Source organism: Streptococcus parasanguinis (assembly GCF_901875555.1).
In the GTDB taxonomy this organism is placed as follows: domain Bacteria; phylum Bacillota; class Bacilli; order Lactobacillales; family Streptococcaceae; genus Streptococcus; species Streptococcus parasanguinis_H.
This window is the reverse complement of the sequence record NZ_CABFMD010000014.1, coordinates 1-16,788: the sequence shown is the minus strand read 5'-3', so window position 1 is coordinate 16,788 and position 16,788 is coordinate 1. Positions and strand designations below refer to the sequence as shown.

The window sequence follows — 16,788 nt, the reverse complement described above, 5'->3', positions numbered from 1 at the left end:
GTTTATCAGTCTTGTCATAGGTAATACCTGGGGTATTTCCAGCTACTTCCTTAACAGTGTAAGTGTGTTCACCTTCTTCGGTGTACTCAATTGGTGCAAATGTTACTTTTCCGTTTTTGTTTGTAACAGTTTGAAGCTTGTTAGCACCCTCGTACAATTCAAAGCTGAATTCGCCATCTGTTAGATCACGTCCTGTCAGAGTTTTATCTAATTCGATGGTAGCTTGAGTTGCTTTAGGTTTTGCTTTTGGATTGACGATTGTCTTCGTCACTGATTTATCAGTTCCACTAAAGTCTTCAGCATTTACAACTGTATCCGCAACAGTAATCACATATCCAGCTGGTGCTTCAGATTCCGTTAAGATGTATTTATCTTTTAAAAGACCATTGACTGTGATATTCCCATCTTTATCGGTCACATATTCACCGATTACTTGGTTGTTGGCTTGACGTACCACTTTGAATTTAGCTCCAGCAAGTGGTTGATTTTCGTCGCCCACTTTATGGATATGAATGGTAAAGACATAACCGACACCAGAACCACCTGCAATTTGAACTGCAGCTTTGTTGATGGCTACTTTAGTTTCTATATCTTTCCCTTTTAAGGTAGCTTGGTTACTTAAAATTTCCCCATCGGCTGGTGAATAATTTAAGTGGACATCATACGTAATACGGTATTGATCCGTCTCACTGATATCTCCAAGATTCACAACAAATGATTGACCATTTTCACCAACAGTAATAGGATGTTCATTGGTTACATCCTTAGTATTATTAAATTGCCATTCACCATCGACATAAGACATCTCACCTTTTGTCACACGAAAACTATCTTTAACATAAGAAGCATTGGTAAATTGCAAATTGTCTTCTACGGTTACATTTTTAATATTTTGCTTTAGTTGGTTTACAGAAATGCCATAGGAAATAGTCTTAGGATCATCTGAGTGAACCCAACTTGTTTTCTTTAAAAGGTTTGGATTACCATCACCAACACCTTTAAAGGTAACTTTACCTGCAATAGTTGTTTTGTTGTTAACCGTCACTTCAACCGGAATTTCTCCTTGTTGAGGGTGCTTCTTGAAGTCGATACGAGCGTAGAAATAAAAATTACCATGTGTATCTGAATGTTTCTCTGCATAATCCGTATAAGTTAATGAAATCTTTTTATTATCCTTATCCACTGTTGCATGAGCAATGACTTCATTGGTCTGTTCATCTTTAATATCAAAGCTTTGTGATGTAATAATCAAAGCATCTGATACAGTGATATCGGTTGTATCCCCTGCTTTAACATCCTTACCGGCTAAGTTAAAGTCGGCATTGATTCGGAATGTTGCCCATTGTCCTAATTCCCAATCAAGATTCCCACCTTCATTGTTAGACACTTGAACATTTAAAATGGTATCTACAAATTTCCCAGTAATGGTTACTCCAGGTGTCTCGGCTGACGTTTTGGTCAGGCTGAGAGTGAAGAGAACCGTTAATAAAGCAAGGATAAATGTGAAAATTTTGATATTTTTTCTATTATCCATTTTATCTTCCCCTTTTTCCATAAAAAACCTATCCCCACGAAACAATATGGTAAAACTGGTCGAGATCTGTATAGGCTCCGTAAGATCTCCCACTCCCCAAATTGAGTCTTGAGAAAGACCTCCATATATTTGTTTTAGCAAGGAAAATATTTTAGTTTTAAAATTATTCCCTACAAGAGGAATTATAGCAAAAATAAAAAGCGGATTCAAGCTAAAAATAGTATTTTTTAGCACAAATTGTATATCAAATGGCTCATAAAGATTTTTTATTTTCAGAAAATAAACATGAAAATTACATGCAACTTACTGACTGAAAAGGAATTTTAAAAAAATTACGAATAATAGAATTGAAGGAACGCTTTTCAAAAAAGTGATGGTATAATAGAAGAGATAGAAACATTTTAGGATGAAAGAGGAATCATGATGACAAAAATTCGTGGATTTGAACTTGTATCAAGCTATACCAATCAGGACTTGCTTCCAAAACGAGAGACAGCACACGCAGCTGGTTACGACTTAAAGGTAGCAGAGCGTACAGTGATTGCACCAGGAGAAATCGTCCTCGTCCCAACTGGGGTCAAGGCCTATATGCAAGCGGGTGAGGTGCTCTATCTTTATGACCGTTCTTCAAATCCTCGTAAAAAGGGCTTGGTTTTGATTAACTCGGTTGGTGTCATTGATGGAGACTATTATGGCAACCCAGGAAATGAAGGACATATCTTTGCTCAGATGAAAAATATCACCGATCAAGAAGTTGTTCTTGAAGTGGGGGAACGTGTGGTTCAGGCTGTCTTTGCTCCTTTCTTAATTGCAGATGGAGATGAAGCAGACGGCGTTCGAACTGGTGGATTTGGATCAACAGGGCACTAAGATGAAGATTATCTTTGTCCGTCATGGAGAGCCAGATTACCGTGAGTTAGAGGAGCATTCCTATACTGGATTCGGGATAGATTTGGCTCCCTTATCTGAGAAGGGAAGGAAACAGGCTCAGGACCTTTGTCAAAACCCCTTGTTCCAATCAGCTGATCTGCTAGTAGCTTCAGGAGTGACGCGAGCTTTAGAAACAGCTTCTTATCTGGCTTGTGCTACGGGCCTACCTTTGAGGGTAGAGCCATTATTGCACGAATGGCAGGTTTATGAAACAGGTATAGAGAACTTTGAAACAGCTAGATGTCTGTTTTTAGAAAACAAGGGGAAGTTGCTCCCAAATTCTCCTGTTCAATATGAGACAGCTGTAGAGATGAAGTCTCGTTTTCTAGAATGCATGGCTAAGTATCGGGAACATCAAACTGTTGTAGTTGTAGCCCATCGCATGCTCATGCGTCAATTTGTACCGAATGAAACCATTGATTTTTGCCAAGTGATTGAGTGTGAGATAGAGATTTAGAAAGAGGTTTATCATCGCAAAGAAAAAAACGACATTTATTTGTCAAAATTGTGCTTATAATTCACCCAAATACCTAGGGCGCTGTCCTAACTGTGGTTCTTGGTCTTCCTTTGTCGAGGAGGTAGAGGTTGCAGAGGTCAAGAATGCGCGTGTGTCTTTGACAGGTGAGAAAACCAAGCCTATGAAACTGGCGGATGTGACCTCCATCAATGTCCATCGAACTAAGACCGAGATGGAAGAATTCAACCGCGTCCTTGGTGGCGGTGTGGTGCCAGGAAGTCTCGTCCTAATTGGTGGAGATCCAGGTATTGGAAAATCAACTCTTCTCTTACAAGTATCAACCCAGTTGTCTCAAGTAGGAACTGTTCTCTATGTCAGTGGCGAGGAGTCGGCCCAGCAGATCAAGTTACGGGCAGAGCGCTTGGGGGATATCGACAGTGAATTTTATCTCTACGCTGAGACCAATATGCAAAGCGTGCGTGCAGAAGTGGAACGCATCCAACCAGACTTTCTTATCATCGACTCCATCCAGACCATTATGTCTCCGGAGATTTCAGGGGTGCAGGGGTCAGTTTCTCAGGTACGAGAGGTAACAGCTGAGCTCATGCAGCTAGCCAAGACCAATAATATTGCCATCTTCATCGTCGGACATGTGACCAAGGAAGGAACCTTGGCTGGGCCTCGGATGTTGGAGCACATGGTGGATACGGTACTCTACTTTGAAGGAGAACGCCACCATACTTTCCGGATCCTGAGAGCGGTCAAAAACCGTTTTGGTTCGACCAATGAGATTGGGATTTTTGAGATGCAATCGGGTGGACTGGTCGAAGTCCTCAATCCCAGTCAGGTCTTTTTGGAAGAACGCTTGGATGGAGCGACTGGTTCGTCCATCGTAGTGACCATGGAAGGGACGCGTCCAATTCTTGCTGAAGTGCAGGCCTTGGTGACACCGACCATGTTTGGGAACGCCAAGCGGACGACAACGGGACTTGATTTTAACCGAGCTAGTTTGATTATGGCTGTTTTGGAAAAACGAGCGGGTTTGCTCCTTCAAAATCAGGATGCCTATCTTAAATCAGCTGGTGGTGTCAAATTAGATGAGCCTGCCATTGATCTGGCTGTTGCCGTTGCCATTGCCTCCAGCTACAAGGACAAGCCAACCAACCCGCAGGAGTGTTTTGTCGGAGAGTTGGGCTTGACCGGAGAGGTCCGTCGGGTCAATCGGATCGAACAACGGATCAATGAAGCGGCTAAACTTGGTTTTACCAAGATTTATGTTCCGAAAAATTCTCTGACGGGGATCACGACACCATCAGGGATCCAAGTGGTCGGTGTGAGTACACTAGCTGAAGTCTTGAAGAAAGTATTTTAATAGAAGAAAAGAGGCTGGGCAAAAGCTGTCCAGTCTTTGATGTTTGATAGGAATAACAGCATGACGCAGTGGTTGATTGGCATCTTTGTTCGCTTTTCAACCTCCAAAGACGACCTAATCAACTGTGCGGGGGTGGGAAGACGAACTCTTTTTAATTAGTTGGAGTTCTTTCCCACTCCCTTTTTTCAGATGTGACAGATGACAGGAGGTATCCCCTGACAGAAAGAATAGGATATGGTAAAATAATAGATGGTTTGAATTTCAAATGAATAAAGGAGAGACCATGTCTTATTTTGATAATTTTTTAACAGCCAACCAAGCTTATGTGGCGCTACATGGAGACCTCCGTCTTCCAATTAAGCCCAAGACACAAGTAGCCATTGTGACCTGTATGGATTCCCGTCTTCACGTGGCGCCTGCACTGGGCCTGGCTCTTGGAGATGCCCATATTTTGCGGAATGCTGGAGGGCGCGTGACCGATGACATGATCCGCTCCTTGGTTATTTCCCAGCAACAGATGGGTACCCGTGAAATTGTGGTCTTGCACCATACAGACTGTGGTGCTCAGACCTTTGAAAACGAGGGCTTCCGTCAGCATCTCAAGAAAGAACTGGGAGTGGATGTGGGTGATCGCGACTTCCTTCCCTTTCAAGACATTGAAGAGAGTGTCCGTGAGGATATGGAGCTTTTAAAGGCTTCTCCTTTGATTCCAGAGGATGTCGTGATTTCAGGAGCTGTGTATGATGTGGACACCGGATTGATCTCAGAAGTAAAATGAATTCAGTAAGGTAGAAATCGTAAAACGTTCTTCGCTAGCTTGTAAAAATATGCATGTATATTATGAAATGTTTCAGAAAACATTCTATTTTCCATTTCATTCTGTAACTAGTTTCAGAAAATTTCATTGACTTGCAGGCGATAAAACAGTATACTAGAAAAGCAATTTGATCTTCAAACTGCCGGCAACAAGGGGAATGAATCCGCTTTGAATTGGAAAAGAGTAGGGTTTGGAGTGGAAGAACTTCACACCCTTATTGTCGTCAGTTACCCTATTAAATAAAGACCTGTGAGACAAACACAGGCCTTTTTTTGCATAATTATAAATGTTCGCAGAATCCTTTCTGATTCAGATTCTCAGTAAGCTTCTCTTTGCTTCGAAAAAGCAGGTGATTCAAGAATTATTGTGATTTTTTATAGGTTCTCTTTCATATTTGTGTTACAATAAAACTACTATTATCGAAGGGAGACACTATGATTAATTCAATTGTTTCACAAGGCTTGATCTGGGCCATTCTTGGTTTGGGGATCTTTATGACCTTCCGAATTCTAGATTTTCCAGATATGACGACAGAAGGTTCCTTCCCGCTGGGAGGAGCGGTGGCGGTGACCTTGATTACCAAGGGGGTCAATCCCTTGGTGGCAACCTTAGCTGCCATTGGAGCAGGGTGTCTAGCGGGACTTGCGACCGGTCTTCTTTACACCAAGGGGAAAATCCCGACACTTTTATCGGGGATCCTCGTGATGACATCGTGTAACTCGGTTATTCTCTTTGTCATGCAACGGGCCAATCTGGGGCTTTTGGGTTATAAAAAAATTCAGGAATTTCTTCCCTTTGCTGGAGGATTCAATGAAATTTTAATTGGCTTGATTTTTGTAGGTCTCGTGATTCTCGGTTTGATTTTCTTCTTGGATACACGCTTGGGCCAAGCTTATATCGCGACGGGAGACAATCCTGATATGGCCAAAAGTTTTGGGATCAATACGGACCGAATGGAATTGATGGGTTTGGTGATTTCAAATGGAATTATTGCCCTTTCTGGTGCGCTGATGGCCCAGCAAGAAGGCTATGCGGATGCCTCACGTGGGATCGGGGTCATCGTTATTGGACTTGCTAGCCTCATTATTGGAGAGGTTCTCTTTTCAAATGTCACCTTGACAGAGCGCTTGCTTAGTATTGCAATTGGTTCCATCGCCTACCAATTTTTGATCTGGGCTGTGATCGCCCTTGGCATCAATACCAGCTACATTCGAATCTTCAGTGCCTTGATCTTGGCTATCTGTCTGATGATTCCAACCTTTAAAGGAAAAATCATGAAAGGAGCGAAACTCAGCAAATGACAGCAATTGTAGAATTAAAAAACGTCACCAAGGCTGTGAGCAATGGGATGAATGAAGAAAAAGTCATTCTGGATGATGTCTCCTTGGAAATTCGAGAGCATGATTTTATCACGATTTTGGGGGGCAATGGAGCTGGAAAATCAACCCTTTTTAATACGATTGCAGGGACCCTTCCAGTGAGCAGTGGAAAGATCTATATTCTGGGGGAAGATGTGACCAATTACTCTCCTGAAAAGAGAGCCAAGTATCTATCACGGGTCTTTCAAGATCCGAAAATGGGAACTGCACCTCGGATGACGGTCGCGGAAAACCTCTTGGTTGCTAAGTTCCGTGGAGAAAAACGGGGCTTGATTCCGCGTCATTTGGCAAGCTATAAAGAAGAGTTTCAAACAGTTCTTGCTAAGATCGGCAATGGCTTAGAAAAGCATATCGACACAGCGGTTGAATTTCTTTCAGGGGGACAACGCCAGGCCTTGAGTCTGTTGATGGCTACACTGAAACGTCCCGAACTCTTGTTGCTAGACGAACACACAGCCGCCTTGGATCCAAAAACGAGTCAGGCTCTGATGACTTTGACAGATGAATTTGTGAAACAAGACGCTCTCACAGCCCTGATGATCACCCACCGTATGGAAGATGCGTTGAAATATGGTAATCGCTTGATTGTCATGAAAGACGGGCACATTATCCAAGACCTCAACCAAGAAGAAAAAGCTCAAATGAGTATCGCAGACTACTATCAATTGTTTGAGAAAGAATAAGATACAAAGGGCGTAGCGGATACAGTCAAAATAGGGAGTAGGACAGAAGCGGTATCATTCATGAACGCTTCGTTGTCCTGCCTCCTTTTTATTTTCTAAAAAACAAATGATAGCTTATAAATATACTATATGAATTGAACGGGGTGCCTTATAAAAGGGGAACTCTTATAAATAGTTCTTTAAAAAACCGTATAAAAATAGAAACTAGTTTCAGGTGGAATCGCTTGCTAAAGAGAAGAAGGAGACGTATAATATAAATAGAAGGATAAAGAAGGGACTGGTCACCATGACTGATCAAGATTATTAGTGGTTACTTCGTTTTAGGTCTGTTTTTCTGACATTTGTTGATGCTCTTTTCTAAAAGAGCCGTTGGGCTATGTATCGAATCGATTGGACAGTCGGGCAAGCCTGCTAAGTTTGTCGGATCATATGAGAAAACGTGGAAATAGTTGGTAGAAGCTTTTGTGAAGGTTTTCAAACTTCAATGTGTCCAATCGAACATTCATTGAAATGTAGGATTGCAAAGAAAACCTCTGGTATTTTCCAAAAATACTATTACATGAAATAAACGTCAAAAAACATTGTTGTATTAGCCGAAAGGTTAATGGCACCATGTCGGAAAAACAGACCTGGCCTCTAGTCCCGTAAGACTGGGGGCCCTTCCTATTCGCAAACTCAAAAAGGAGGTGAGAGGATGGGGTTGTCGTATGCACAAGACTACAGTTGTAGAGATCATTTTAGAAAGAGAGCGTTGGAGCGCTTTGGAGTGGATGATCAACACCTGAAACGTTGGATCAATCAACACCTGCCATCTCTCTCGCCTTATGAGAGTGATGTGCTCCAACCTGCTGATACAAAAACTTATGTATCGAGTGATGGTGTCATCTTTGTCTGTAACATCAAAAGCCGAGAATTTATCACTTGTTTTAAGGCGGTGAATTACCAGGAAAACAGTGAGGAAGACGAGGCTTATACAGACATTCATGAAAGCAATGTCTCTGACTTTAAAAAGGATCTCACCCACTTGCTCAATCGCTACCGACTCAAGGAAGCTAAGGAGCTGTTTGAAAATATCGAGGATGATTTAGATGACTTTTATCATCTCTCTCAAGCGGTGAAGACGGGTCAATTGAGTGAGCGCAATTTTAAGCGTCTTGAGGAATTGCTCAGTAAGTTTCATGTGATCAAGGCTGCGATGCGGATCATTGAAAATAAGCGGGGAGATTATCATCTTTAGAGGGTCTTTTCCTCCTAAAAATAGGCGCCTAGAAGCCCTTTCATCTGTTTCAGATGAGGGGGCTTTTTGCTAGGGTGTGTTTTTGAAAAAAATAGAAAAAAATTGTATAATAGAATAGATATGCAAGAATTTGCAAAGCTGTAATTCGACTTGGGCAACCAAGGACCGTAAGTATTAAAATAATCACACTAAAGGAGAAAACAGTGAGTAGTATTAAATTAGTCACTCTTGGCGGTGTTCGAGAAAATGGAAAAAATCTCTACGTCGCCGAAGTGAACGATTCAATTTTTATCTTGGATGCAGGGTTGAAGTATCCAGAAAATGAGCAACTTGGGGTGGATGTCGTTATCCCCAATATGGATTATCTTTTTGAAAATAAGGACCGCATTGCGGGTGTTTTCTTGACCCATGGTCATGCGGATGCCATTGGGGCCTTGCCGTATCTTTTGGCTGAAGCGAAAGTCCCTGTATTTGGGACAGAGTTGACCATTGAATTGGCTAAGCTCTTTGTCAAAGGCAATGATAGTGTCAAGAAATTCAACGACTTCCATGTCATCGATCAGAATTCTGAGATTGATTTTGGTGATGCCGTCGTATCTTTCTTTCAAACGACCCACTCCATCCCTGAAAGTATCGGGATTGTTATCAACACCCCTGAGGGCAATATCGTCTATACCGGAGACTTTAAATTTGACCAAACTGCCAGCGAGTCTTATGCGACAGACTTTGCTCGCCTAGCTGAGATTGGACGCGAAGGCGTGCTCGCTCTCTTGAGTGACTCGGCCAATGCAGATAGCAAGATTCAAGTTGCTAGTGAGCAAGAAGTGGGCGATGCCATCTTAGATACGATTGCAGACTGGGATGGTCGTGTGATCGTAGCGGCTGTAGCCAGCAACCTTTCTCGGATCCAGCAGGTCTTTGACGCAGCGGCTGAGACTGGCCGCCGGGTGGTCTTGACAGGGTTTGATGTGGAAAACATTGTCCGTACAGCCATTCGCTTGAATAAATTATCTCTTGCCAACGAAAAACTCTTGATCAAGCCAAAAGAAATGAGCCGTTTCGAGGATCATGAATTGATCATTTTGGAAACAGGCCGAATGGGTGAGCCAATCAATGGCTTGCGCAAGATGTCTATTGGTCGTCACCGCTATGTGGAAATCAAAGATGGGGACCTGGTCTACATCGTCACAACGCCGTCTATTGCCAAAGAAGCAGTGGTGGCTCGTGTAGAAAACATGGTCTACCAAGCAGGTGGAGTTGTCAAATTGATCACGTCAAGCTTGCGCGTATCTGGTCATGGTAACGCACGGGACTTGCAGTTGATGATCAACCTTCTTCGTCCTAAATATCTCTTCCCAATCCAAGGAGAATACCGTGAATTGGATGCCCATGCGCGAGTGGCGATGGAAGTCGGTATCTTGCCTGAAAATATCTTTATTCCAAAACGTGGAACGGTGATGGAGTACGAAAAGGGAGACTTCGTACCTGCCGGTAGTGTCTCAGCAGGCGATGTCATGATTGATGGGAATGCCATTGGTGATGTGGGCAATATCGTCCTTCGTGACCGCAAGGTCTTGTCAGAAGACGGGATCTTTATCGTGGCGATCACGGTGAATCGCAAAGAGAAGAAAATTATTTCTAAAGCGCGCGTGCACACCCGTGGTTTTGTCTATGTCAAGAAGAGTCGGGATATTCTTCGTGAAAGCTGTGAATTGGTCAACCAAAGCGTCGAAGATTATTTGACACAAGACAGTTTTGACTGGGGTGAGTTAAAAGGTTTGGTACGCGACAACTTGTCTAAATTCTTATTTGAACAAACCAAACGTCGTCCAGCCATTTTACCAGTTGTGATGGAAGTGAAATAATAGTAGAAAACGAAACGCTTGGCGAGCAAAGGCTTGCCGAGTGTTTTTAACAGTAGAAAGAGGAAAGCAAATGGCAGTTATGCAGATTGAGTATTATTCAGAAGCTTTGAAGATGGAGTGGGGCGTGTCCGTTCTTTATCCTGATGCGTCGCGCGTGGAGGATCCAGCGGATACGGATATTCCGGTTCTCTATCTTTTACACGGGATGAATGGGAATCACCACTCCTGGTTGAAGCGGACCAATGTGGAGCGCATTCTGCGCAATACCAATCTGATCGTGGTCCTACCCAACACCAATAATGGCTTTTACACAGACACCCAGTATGGCTACAACTACTACACGGCCATTGCGAAAGAATTGCCAGAGACTCTTTCTCGCTTCTTCCCGAATATGACCAAGAAACGGGAGAAAACTTTTATCGCAGGCTTGTCGATGGGAGGCTATGGCTCAATGCTCTTGGCCCTCAAGACCAATCGTTTCTCTCATGCGGCTAGTTTTTCAGGAGCTTTGAGTTTCCACGATCGAGATTTTGAAAACAATGACTTGGAGCAACCAGCTTTTTGGAAGGGGATTTTTGGAGAGCTTGAGGACTGGACGACCAGTCCCTATTCGCTAGAGACTGCTGCTAAAGAGTTTTCAGATAAGAAAACCAAATTCTGGATCTGGTGTGGGGAGCAGGATTTCCTTTATGAAGCCAATAATTTTGAAGTCAAGGAATTAGAAAAGTTAGGCTTGGATGTCACCTATACCCACAGCCCAGGCAAGCACGAATGGTTCTACTGGGAACGTGAATTGGAGCACTTTTTACAAACCCTACCAATCGACTTTGAATTAGAAGAACGGTTAAACTAAGATACAAAGCCCGTGTTCGTTTACTAAAAGCTAAAAGTCAGAGCATTTGTTCTGGCTTTTTTTATATATAGGAAGAAAAGCTAGAAAGGCCACTTATTCATTTCAGTCCCGCTTTCTTTGTGGTATAATAGGAGCGATTGAATAAATGCGCTAGAAATAGCGAACAAGATAAGAGGAGAGAAATATGACTAAAGATATTCGTGTGCGTTATGCACCAAGTCCAACTGGACTACTACACATCGGAAATGCTCGTACCGCATTGTTTAACTACTTGTACGCGCGCCATCATGGCGGAACCTTTATCATCCGTATCGAAGATACGGACCGCAAGCGTCACGTCGAAGATGGTGAACGTTCACAGCTTGAAAACCTTCGTTGGTTGGGCATGGACTGGGATGAAAGCCCTGAGACGCACGAAAACTATCGCCAATCAGAACGGTTGCCCCTTTACCAAAAATACATTGACCAACTCTTGGCTGAAGGAAAAGCTTACAAATCTTATGTGACAGAAGAAGAATTGGCAGCGGAACGTGAACGCCAAGAAGCTGCTGGTGAAACACCTCGCTACATCAACGAATACCTTGGCATGAGCGAAGAAGAAAAAGCAGCTTATATCGCAGAGCGTGAAGCGGCAGGTGTGGTTCCAACAGTTCGTTTGGTAGTGAATGAGTCTGGTATCTACAAATGGCATGATATGGTCAAAGGCGATATCGAGTTTGAAGGCGGCAATATCGGTGGGGACTGGGTTATCCAAAAGAAAGATGGTTACCCAACTTATAACTTTGCCGTTGTGATCGATGACCACGATATGCAAATCTCTCATGTCATCCGTGGAGATGACCACATCGCCAACACTCCAAAACAACTCATGGTCTATGAAGCGCTTGGATGGGAAGCTCCTGAGTTCGGTCACATGACCTTGATTATCAACTCTGAAACGGGTAAGAAGTTGTCTAAACGGGACACCAATACCCTTCAGTTCATCGAAGACTATCGTAAGAAAGGGTACCTTCCAGAAGCAGTCTTTAACTTTATCGCTCTTCTTGGTTGGAACCCTGGTGGAGAAGACGAAATCTTCTCTCGTGAAGAACTCATCAAACTCTTTGATGAACACCGCCTCAGCAAGTCTCCAGCAGCTTTCGACCAAAAGAAAATGGACTGGATGAGCAATGAGTATATCAAGAATGCTGATCTAGCGACTATCTTTGAAATGGCCAAACCATTCCTCGAAGAAGCAGGACGTTTGACAGACAAGGCTGAGAAATTGGTGGAACTCTACAAACCACAAATGAAGTCAGTGGATGAAATCGTTCCATTGACAGACCTTTTCTTCTCAGACTTCCCAGAGTTGACAGATGCAGAGAAAGAAGTCATGGCTGGTGAAACCGTGCCAACTGTACTTGAAGCCTTCAAAGCGAAACTCGAAGCTATGTCAGACGATGAGTTTGTGGCTGAAAATATCTTCCCACAAATCAAAGCGGTTCAAAAAGAGACTGGTATCAAAGGAAAGAACCTCTTTATGCCAATCCGTATTGCCGTTTCAGGTGAAATGCATGGTCCAGAATTGCCAGATACCATCTACTTGCTTGGTCGCGAAAAATCTATTCAACACATCGAAAGCATGTTGAAAAAAATCAAATAACTAGCGAAAACCTCATTTACATGAGGTTTTTGTTTTTTCATTCAAAGTTTTATTGTAGAAAAGTTTTTTAAAAAAATTCCCCAGTTCAACAAAAAAAGAATATGAAAACGGATTTCTTTATGTAAAGAAAAAATTTTTTAAAAAAATACTAATAATTGAGGATAATTGCTTGAAATATTTGAAAAGTGGTCTATAATATAAAGGAAATAGAAAATGTACTAAGGAGACAGAAATGTTTTTTAAGCGTTCAAACGGTGAATTCCGTGAAACGGATCGTGTGACTCGTTTTAAATTGATCAAGTCGGGTAAGAACTGGTTGCGTGCAGCAACTTCTAACTTTGGTCTTTTGAAAGTAATCCGCGGTCAGGTCGAAGAAACTGTAGTAGCTGAAGTTCGTGAAGATGAAGTATCAGCAACAGAAATGACAAGCCGAGGCTTGCTCAAAGGGATTGTAGCAGCAGGGGCTGTTCTTGGTGCAGCTACAGTAGCGAATACTGCTAAAGCTGATCAAAATGGATCAGACGTTGCGACAGCATCTGAACTTTCAAGTGAAGCTCTTGTAGAGCAAGGAAGTACTGTACTTGGTACAACTTCAACGACTGAATCTACAACAGAATCAGCAAGTGCATCTACATCAGCAAGCACTTCAACATCTGTAAGTGTCTCTGTATCTGAGTCAGCTTCATTGAGCGAACAAGGATCTGCAGAACTTTCAGCTGCTCTTAGCGAATCAGCTGTAGCAACTTCATCTGAAGCTGCTTCAGACGCATCTACAACAGCTACTAAATCTGAAGATAAAGTTGTCCTAGAGCAAAATACTTCAGAAGCAGCCTTGTTGAACAAGATCGCAGGAGATTACTCAGCAACTGTTTCAGCTCCAGAAAAGAAAGCAGCACTTGATGCTGCCATCGCTAAAGTTCAAACAGAATTGACAGCAAGCAACAGCTTGATTAACGCTAATGCTTCAGCTCAATCATACGCTGAGCAACGCGAACGTTTGAGCAAGTCAGTAGATGATATGATGGCAACCTTGACTGCAGCAGGATTTACTGGTAACACAACAGTAAATGGTTCTCCAGCAGTTTATGCGCAATTGGATGCTATTGCTACATCAAGCACAAATCCATCTGGTGTTGCTGTAACTCCAGGAATGTCAGATCCAAACGGTGCGAGCCTTACAGATCGTACACAAACGATCCCTTCAGGATACGCAGCTGACCCAGCTTCAGGTCGTTTGACATTTGGTATTTGGAATCTTTCTTCATACAACCAACTTTACAACAAAAACTACTACATTACATTGTCTGTAGACAAGACAAATAGTGCATCAAATCCAAATGTATTTGTTCGTTTGGTTGATAAAACAACTGGTAGTGAAGTTGCGAATACAACATTAAGTAATGCTGTTGCTGCCAAAGAAATCAATCTTGGTGACCTTTCAAGTCAGAAGTACTATCCATACCTTGTTTATAATGCTTCTACTGATGGAAATCCGTCTAGTGTCGATATCATTATCAAGCACAATGAAGAATTGAATCCTAGCGGTTTTGATTACAAGACAGAGCAAGTCTATGACTACCTTTCACCTGCTAACCAAGGTGAAAAGAAACCGAACGTTGAAATTGCTGTACCATCAACTAAGATGAATCAAACAACTCACTATAAAGTGGTTGATACAACTTCATCAACTTATGATGCATCACGTTCTAAAGCAGATACAACAACTCAAAGCTACAAACCAACTGGTAATGAAACAGAACTTGCTTCATATACTCAAACAGGTATCCAAGGTCAAAACTATACTGCATCAAATCCTCGTAAATTTGATGGTTATGTTTTGTATCAACAAGCTGATGCTTCAACTATGTCTGGTGAATTAGGTAACACTGTAGGTACTAAATATGCCGAACTCAAGGGTAGCCGTCAACATTACTATGTAAAACGGATTCGTGAAATTGTTGCTAACGATGGTTCAACAGTTACTAAGATTTATGTATTGGATCCATCTGCTGTTTCTACTTATAATGAATCAGTAATGGCAAATAACACTGATACAACTGGATATACACTTGTTTACACTAGTCCAGTGATTAAACCAGGTGACAAGTATATTCCTGCAGCAACAAATATGGAAGCTGATAAACGTCTCGTTTCAAGCAAGAACGGTGACTACCAATTGTCTGTTTCTCCATGGCACAATCCAGATAAACCAAATGAAGGTTTAGTATATATTACAGGTTGGTATACAGCTGGTCATTACAATGATGCAAATTATATGTTCACTGATGAACCTAAGGGAACTCAGAACTCAACACCTGGTGGTAATACGCAAAATGTTATCGGTGGACGTACGAAATATGCTATCGTTGAAGCAACAGGTAAGATTTACACTGATTCTTTCGGTAATCCAAAGAAATCTACAAGCGGATTTGGTAACCAATACTCAATTCCATCAGCAAGTGAAAAACCATCTGGTGATACCGTACACTACTACCGTAAGATGGATAATTCTGAGTCTGCATCTCAATCACAATCGCAATCTAACTCACAATCATTATCTGAATCAGAAGTTGCTTCTAAGTCACAATCTGTTTCACAATCACAATCAACATCTGAAAAGACTTCTAAATCAATTTCTGAATCTGCATCAGCATCGTTGAGCGAATCGACACGTGAATCAGCTTCAGCGTCAACAAGCCAATCAGCATCATTGAGCAAATCGGCTTCAGTAAGTGCATCAACGTCAGCAAGTCAATCAGCATCATTGAGCACATCGGCTTCAGTAAGTGCATCAACGTCAGCAAGTCAATCAGCATCATTGAGCACATCGGCTTCAGTAAGTGCATCAACATCAGCAAGCCAATCAGCCTCATTGAGCACATCGGCTTCAGTAAGTGCATCAACGTCAGCAAGCCAATCAGCCTCATTGAGTACATCGGCTTCAGTAAGTGCATCAACATCAGCAAGCCAATCAGCCTCATTGAGTACTTCAGCTTCAGTAAGTGCATCTACAACTCAAAGCAACTCTGAATCAAATACTGAATCAGCGTCACAATCTATTTCAGAATCACGTTCTGAGTCAGCATCAATTTCATTATCTGAATCAGTATCATTGTCTGAATCATTGTCTGAATCAGCTTCAACATCAGCATCTGAGTCAGCTTCAACGTCAGGAAGCCAGTCAGCATCATTGAGTACATCGGCTTCAGTAAGTGCATCAACGTCAGCAAGCCAATCAGCATCATTGAGTACATCGGCTTCAGTAAGTGCATCAACGTCAGCAAGCCAATCAGCGTCATTGAGCACCTCGGCTTCAGTAAGTGCATCAACGTCAGCAAGCCAATCAGCATCATTGAGCACCTCGGCTTCAGTAAGTGCATCAACGTCAGCAAGCCAATCAGCGTCATTGAGTACATCAGCGTCTGAATCAGCTTCAACGTCAGCAAGTCAATCAGCATCATTGAGTACTTCAGCGTCTGAATCTGAGTCAGCATCACAATCTATTTCAGAATCACAATCTGAGTCAGCATCAATTTCATCATCTGAATCAGCATCATTGTCTGAATCATTGTCTGAATCAGCTTCAACATCAGCATCTGAATCAGCATCAACATCAGCAAGCCAATCAGTATCATTGAGTACATCGGCTTCAGTAAGTGCATCAACATCAGCAAGCCAATCAGCCTCATTGAGCACATCGGCTTCAGTAAGTGCATCAACGTCAGCAAGCCAATCAACATCATTGAGCACATCGGCTTCAGTAAGTGCATCAACGTCAGCAAGCCAATCAGCATCATTGAGCACATCGGCTTCAGTAAGTGCATCAACATCAGCAAGCCAATCAGCCTCATTGAGTACCTCAGCATCTGCATCTGAGTCAGCATCACAATCTATTTCAGAATCACAATCTGAGTCAGCATCAGTATCATTGAGCGAATCAGTATCAGTATCTCAATCATTGTCTGAATCAGCATCAACATCAGCGTCTGAGTCAGCTTCAACATCAGTAAGCCAATCAG

At 42.4% G+C, this 16,788-nt stretch carries 12 protein-coding genes; 11 read left to right on the top strand and 1 reads right to left on the bottom strand.

The genetic code is table 11. The annotated features are described in order from the left end of the window. On the bottom strand, positions 1–1,534 hold a 1,534-nt coding region (locus JX304_RS04630), incomplete at its 3' end, for an Ig-like domain-containing protein (protein ID WP_205011472.1). A 423-nt stretch (positions 1,535–1,957) separates the two neighbouring features. Here JX304_RS04630 and JX304_RS04625 point away from each other — a divergent pair. The 11 genes from JX304_RS04625 to JX304_RS04575 all read left to right on the top strand — a co-directional run. Continuing rightward, positions 1,958–2,404: a dUTP diphosphatase gene (locus JX304_RS04625; protein WP_009731797.1), complete on the top strand. Its 447-nt coding sequence runs from the start codon at positions 1,958–1,960 to the stop codon at positions 2,402–2,404. Then, positions 2,355–2,921, top strand: a complete 567-nt coding sequence (locus tag JX304_RS04620; RefSeq protein ID WP_205011471.1) for a histidine phosphatase family protein — start codon at positions 2,355–2,357, stop codon at positions 2,919–2,921. Before JX304_RS04625 ends, JX304_RS04620 begins: the two co-directional genes overlap by 50 nt. Before the next feature lie 13 nt (positions 2,922–2,934). Then, entirely contained in the window at positions 2,935–4,293 is a 1,359-nt protein-coding gene (radA, locus tag JX304_RS04615; protein ID WP_205011473.1) for a DNA repair protein RadA, read from the top strand. Between the two features lie 283 nt (positions 4,294–4,576). Further along, positions 4,577–5,071 carry a beta-class carbonic anhydrase gene (locus JX304_RS04610; RefSeq protein ID WP_003008959.1) on the top strand — a complete coding sequence of 165 codons (495 nt, stop codon included), beginning with the start codon at positions 4,577–4,579 and terminating at the stop codon, positions 5,069–5,071. 473 nt (positions 5,072–5,544) lie between these two features. Next, entirely contained in the window at positions 5,545–6,411 is an 867-nt protein-coding gene (locus JX304_RS04605; protein ID WP_205011470.1) for an ABC transporter permease, read from the top strand. Next, the gene (locus JX304_RS04600; protein WP_205011469.1) at positions 6,408–7,172 is read left to right on the top strand and encodes an ABC transporter ATP-binding protein; all 765 of its coding nucleotides are present in this window, start codon (positions 6,408–6,410) and stop codon (positions 7,170–7,172) included. Before JX304_RS04605 ends, JX304_RS04600 begins: the two co-directional genes overlap by 4 nt. A 694-nt stretch (positions 7,173–7,866) precedes the next feature. Beyond that, positions 7,867–8,409 (top strand): hypothetical protein, encoded by a 543-nt coding sequence (locus JX304_RS04595; protein WP_187538589.1) that lies wholly within the window; start codon positions 7,867–7,869, stop codon positions 8,407–8,409. A 203-nt stretch (positions 8,410–8,612) separates the two neighbouring features. Beyond that, a complete protein-coding gene (locus JX304_RS04590; protein WP_205011468.1) occupies positions 8,613–10,274 on the top strand; it encodes a ribonuclease J in 1,662 nt (553 codons plus the stop codon). Positions 10,275–10,344: 70 nt separating this feature from the next. After that, on the top strand, positions 10,345–11,127 hold the full coding sequence (locus tag JX304_RS04585; RefSeq protein ID WP_205011467.1) for an alpha/beta hydrolase: 783 nt from the start codon (positions 10,345–10,347) through the stop codon (positions 11,125–11,127). A gap of 184 nt (positions 11,128–11,311) precedes the next feature. Then, positions 11,312–12,769 carry a glutamate--tRNA ligase gene (gene gltX, locus JX304_RS04580; protein WP_205011466.1) on the top strand — a complete coding sequence of 486 codons (1,458 nt, stop codon included), beginning with the start codon at positions 11,312–11,314 and terminating at the stop codon, positions 12,767–12,769. Positions 12,770–13,001: 232 nt separating this feature from the next. Further along, positions 13,002–16,788, top strand: a 3,787-nt coding sequence (locus JX304_RS04575; RefSeq protein WP_205011465.1) for an accessory Sec-dependent serine-rich glycoprotein adhesin, incomplete at its 3' end; no start/stop codon positions are given.

Bases quoted from the DNA above. Each gene is read 5' to 3' on its own strand.
- JX304_RS04605 (WP_205011470.1), top strand. From the start codon at position 5,545: ATGATTAATTCAATTGTTTCACAAGGCTTGATCTGGGCCATTCTTGGT.
- JX304_RS04600 (WP_205011469.1), top strand. From the start codon at position 6,408: ATGACAGCAATTGTAGAATTAAAAAACGTCACCAAGGCTGTGAGCAAT.
- JX304_RS04610 (WP_003008959.1), top strand. From the start codon at position 4,577: ATGTCTTATTTTGATAATTTTTTAACAGCCAACCAAGCTTATGTGGCG.
- gltX (WP_205011466.1), top strand. From the start codon at position 11,312: ATGACTAAAGATATTCGTGTGCGTTATGCACCAAGTCCAACTGGACTA.
- JX304_RS04625 (WP_009731797.1), top strand. From the start codon at position 1,958: ATGACAAAAATTCGTGGATTTGAACTTGTATCAAGCTATACCAATCAG.
- JX304_RS04595 (WP_187538589.1), top strand. From the start codon at position 7,867: ATGGGGTTGTCGTATGCACAAGACTACAGTTGTAGAGATCATTTTAGA.
- JX304_RS04620 (WP_205011471.1), top strand. From the start codon at position 2,355: ATGAAGCAGACGGCGTTCGAACTGGTGGATTTGGATCAACAGGGCACT.
- JX304_RS04585 (WP_205011467.1), top strand. From the start codon at position 10,345: ATGGCAGTTATGCAGATTGAGTATTATTCAGAAGCTTTGAAGATGGAG.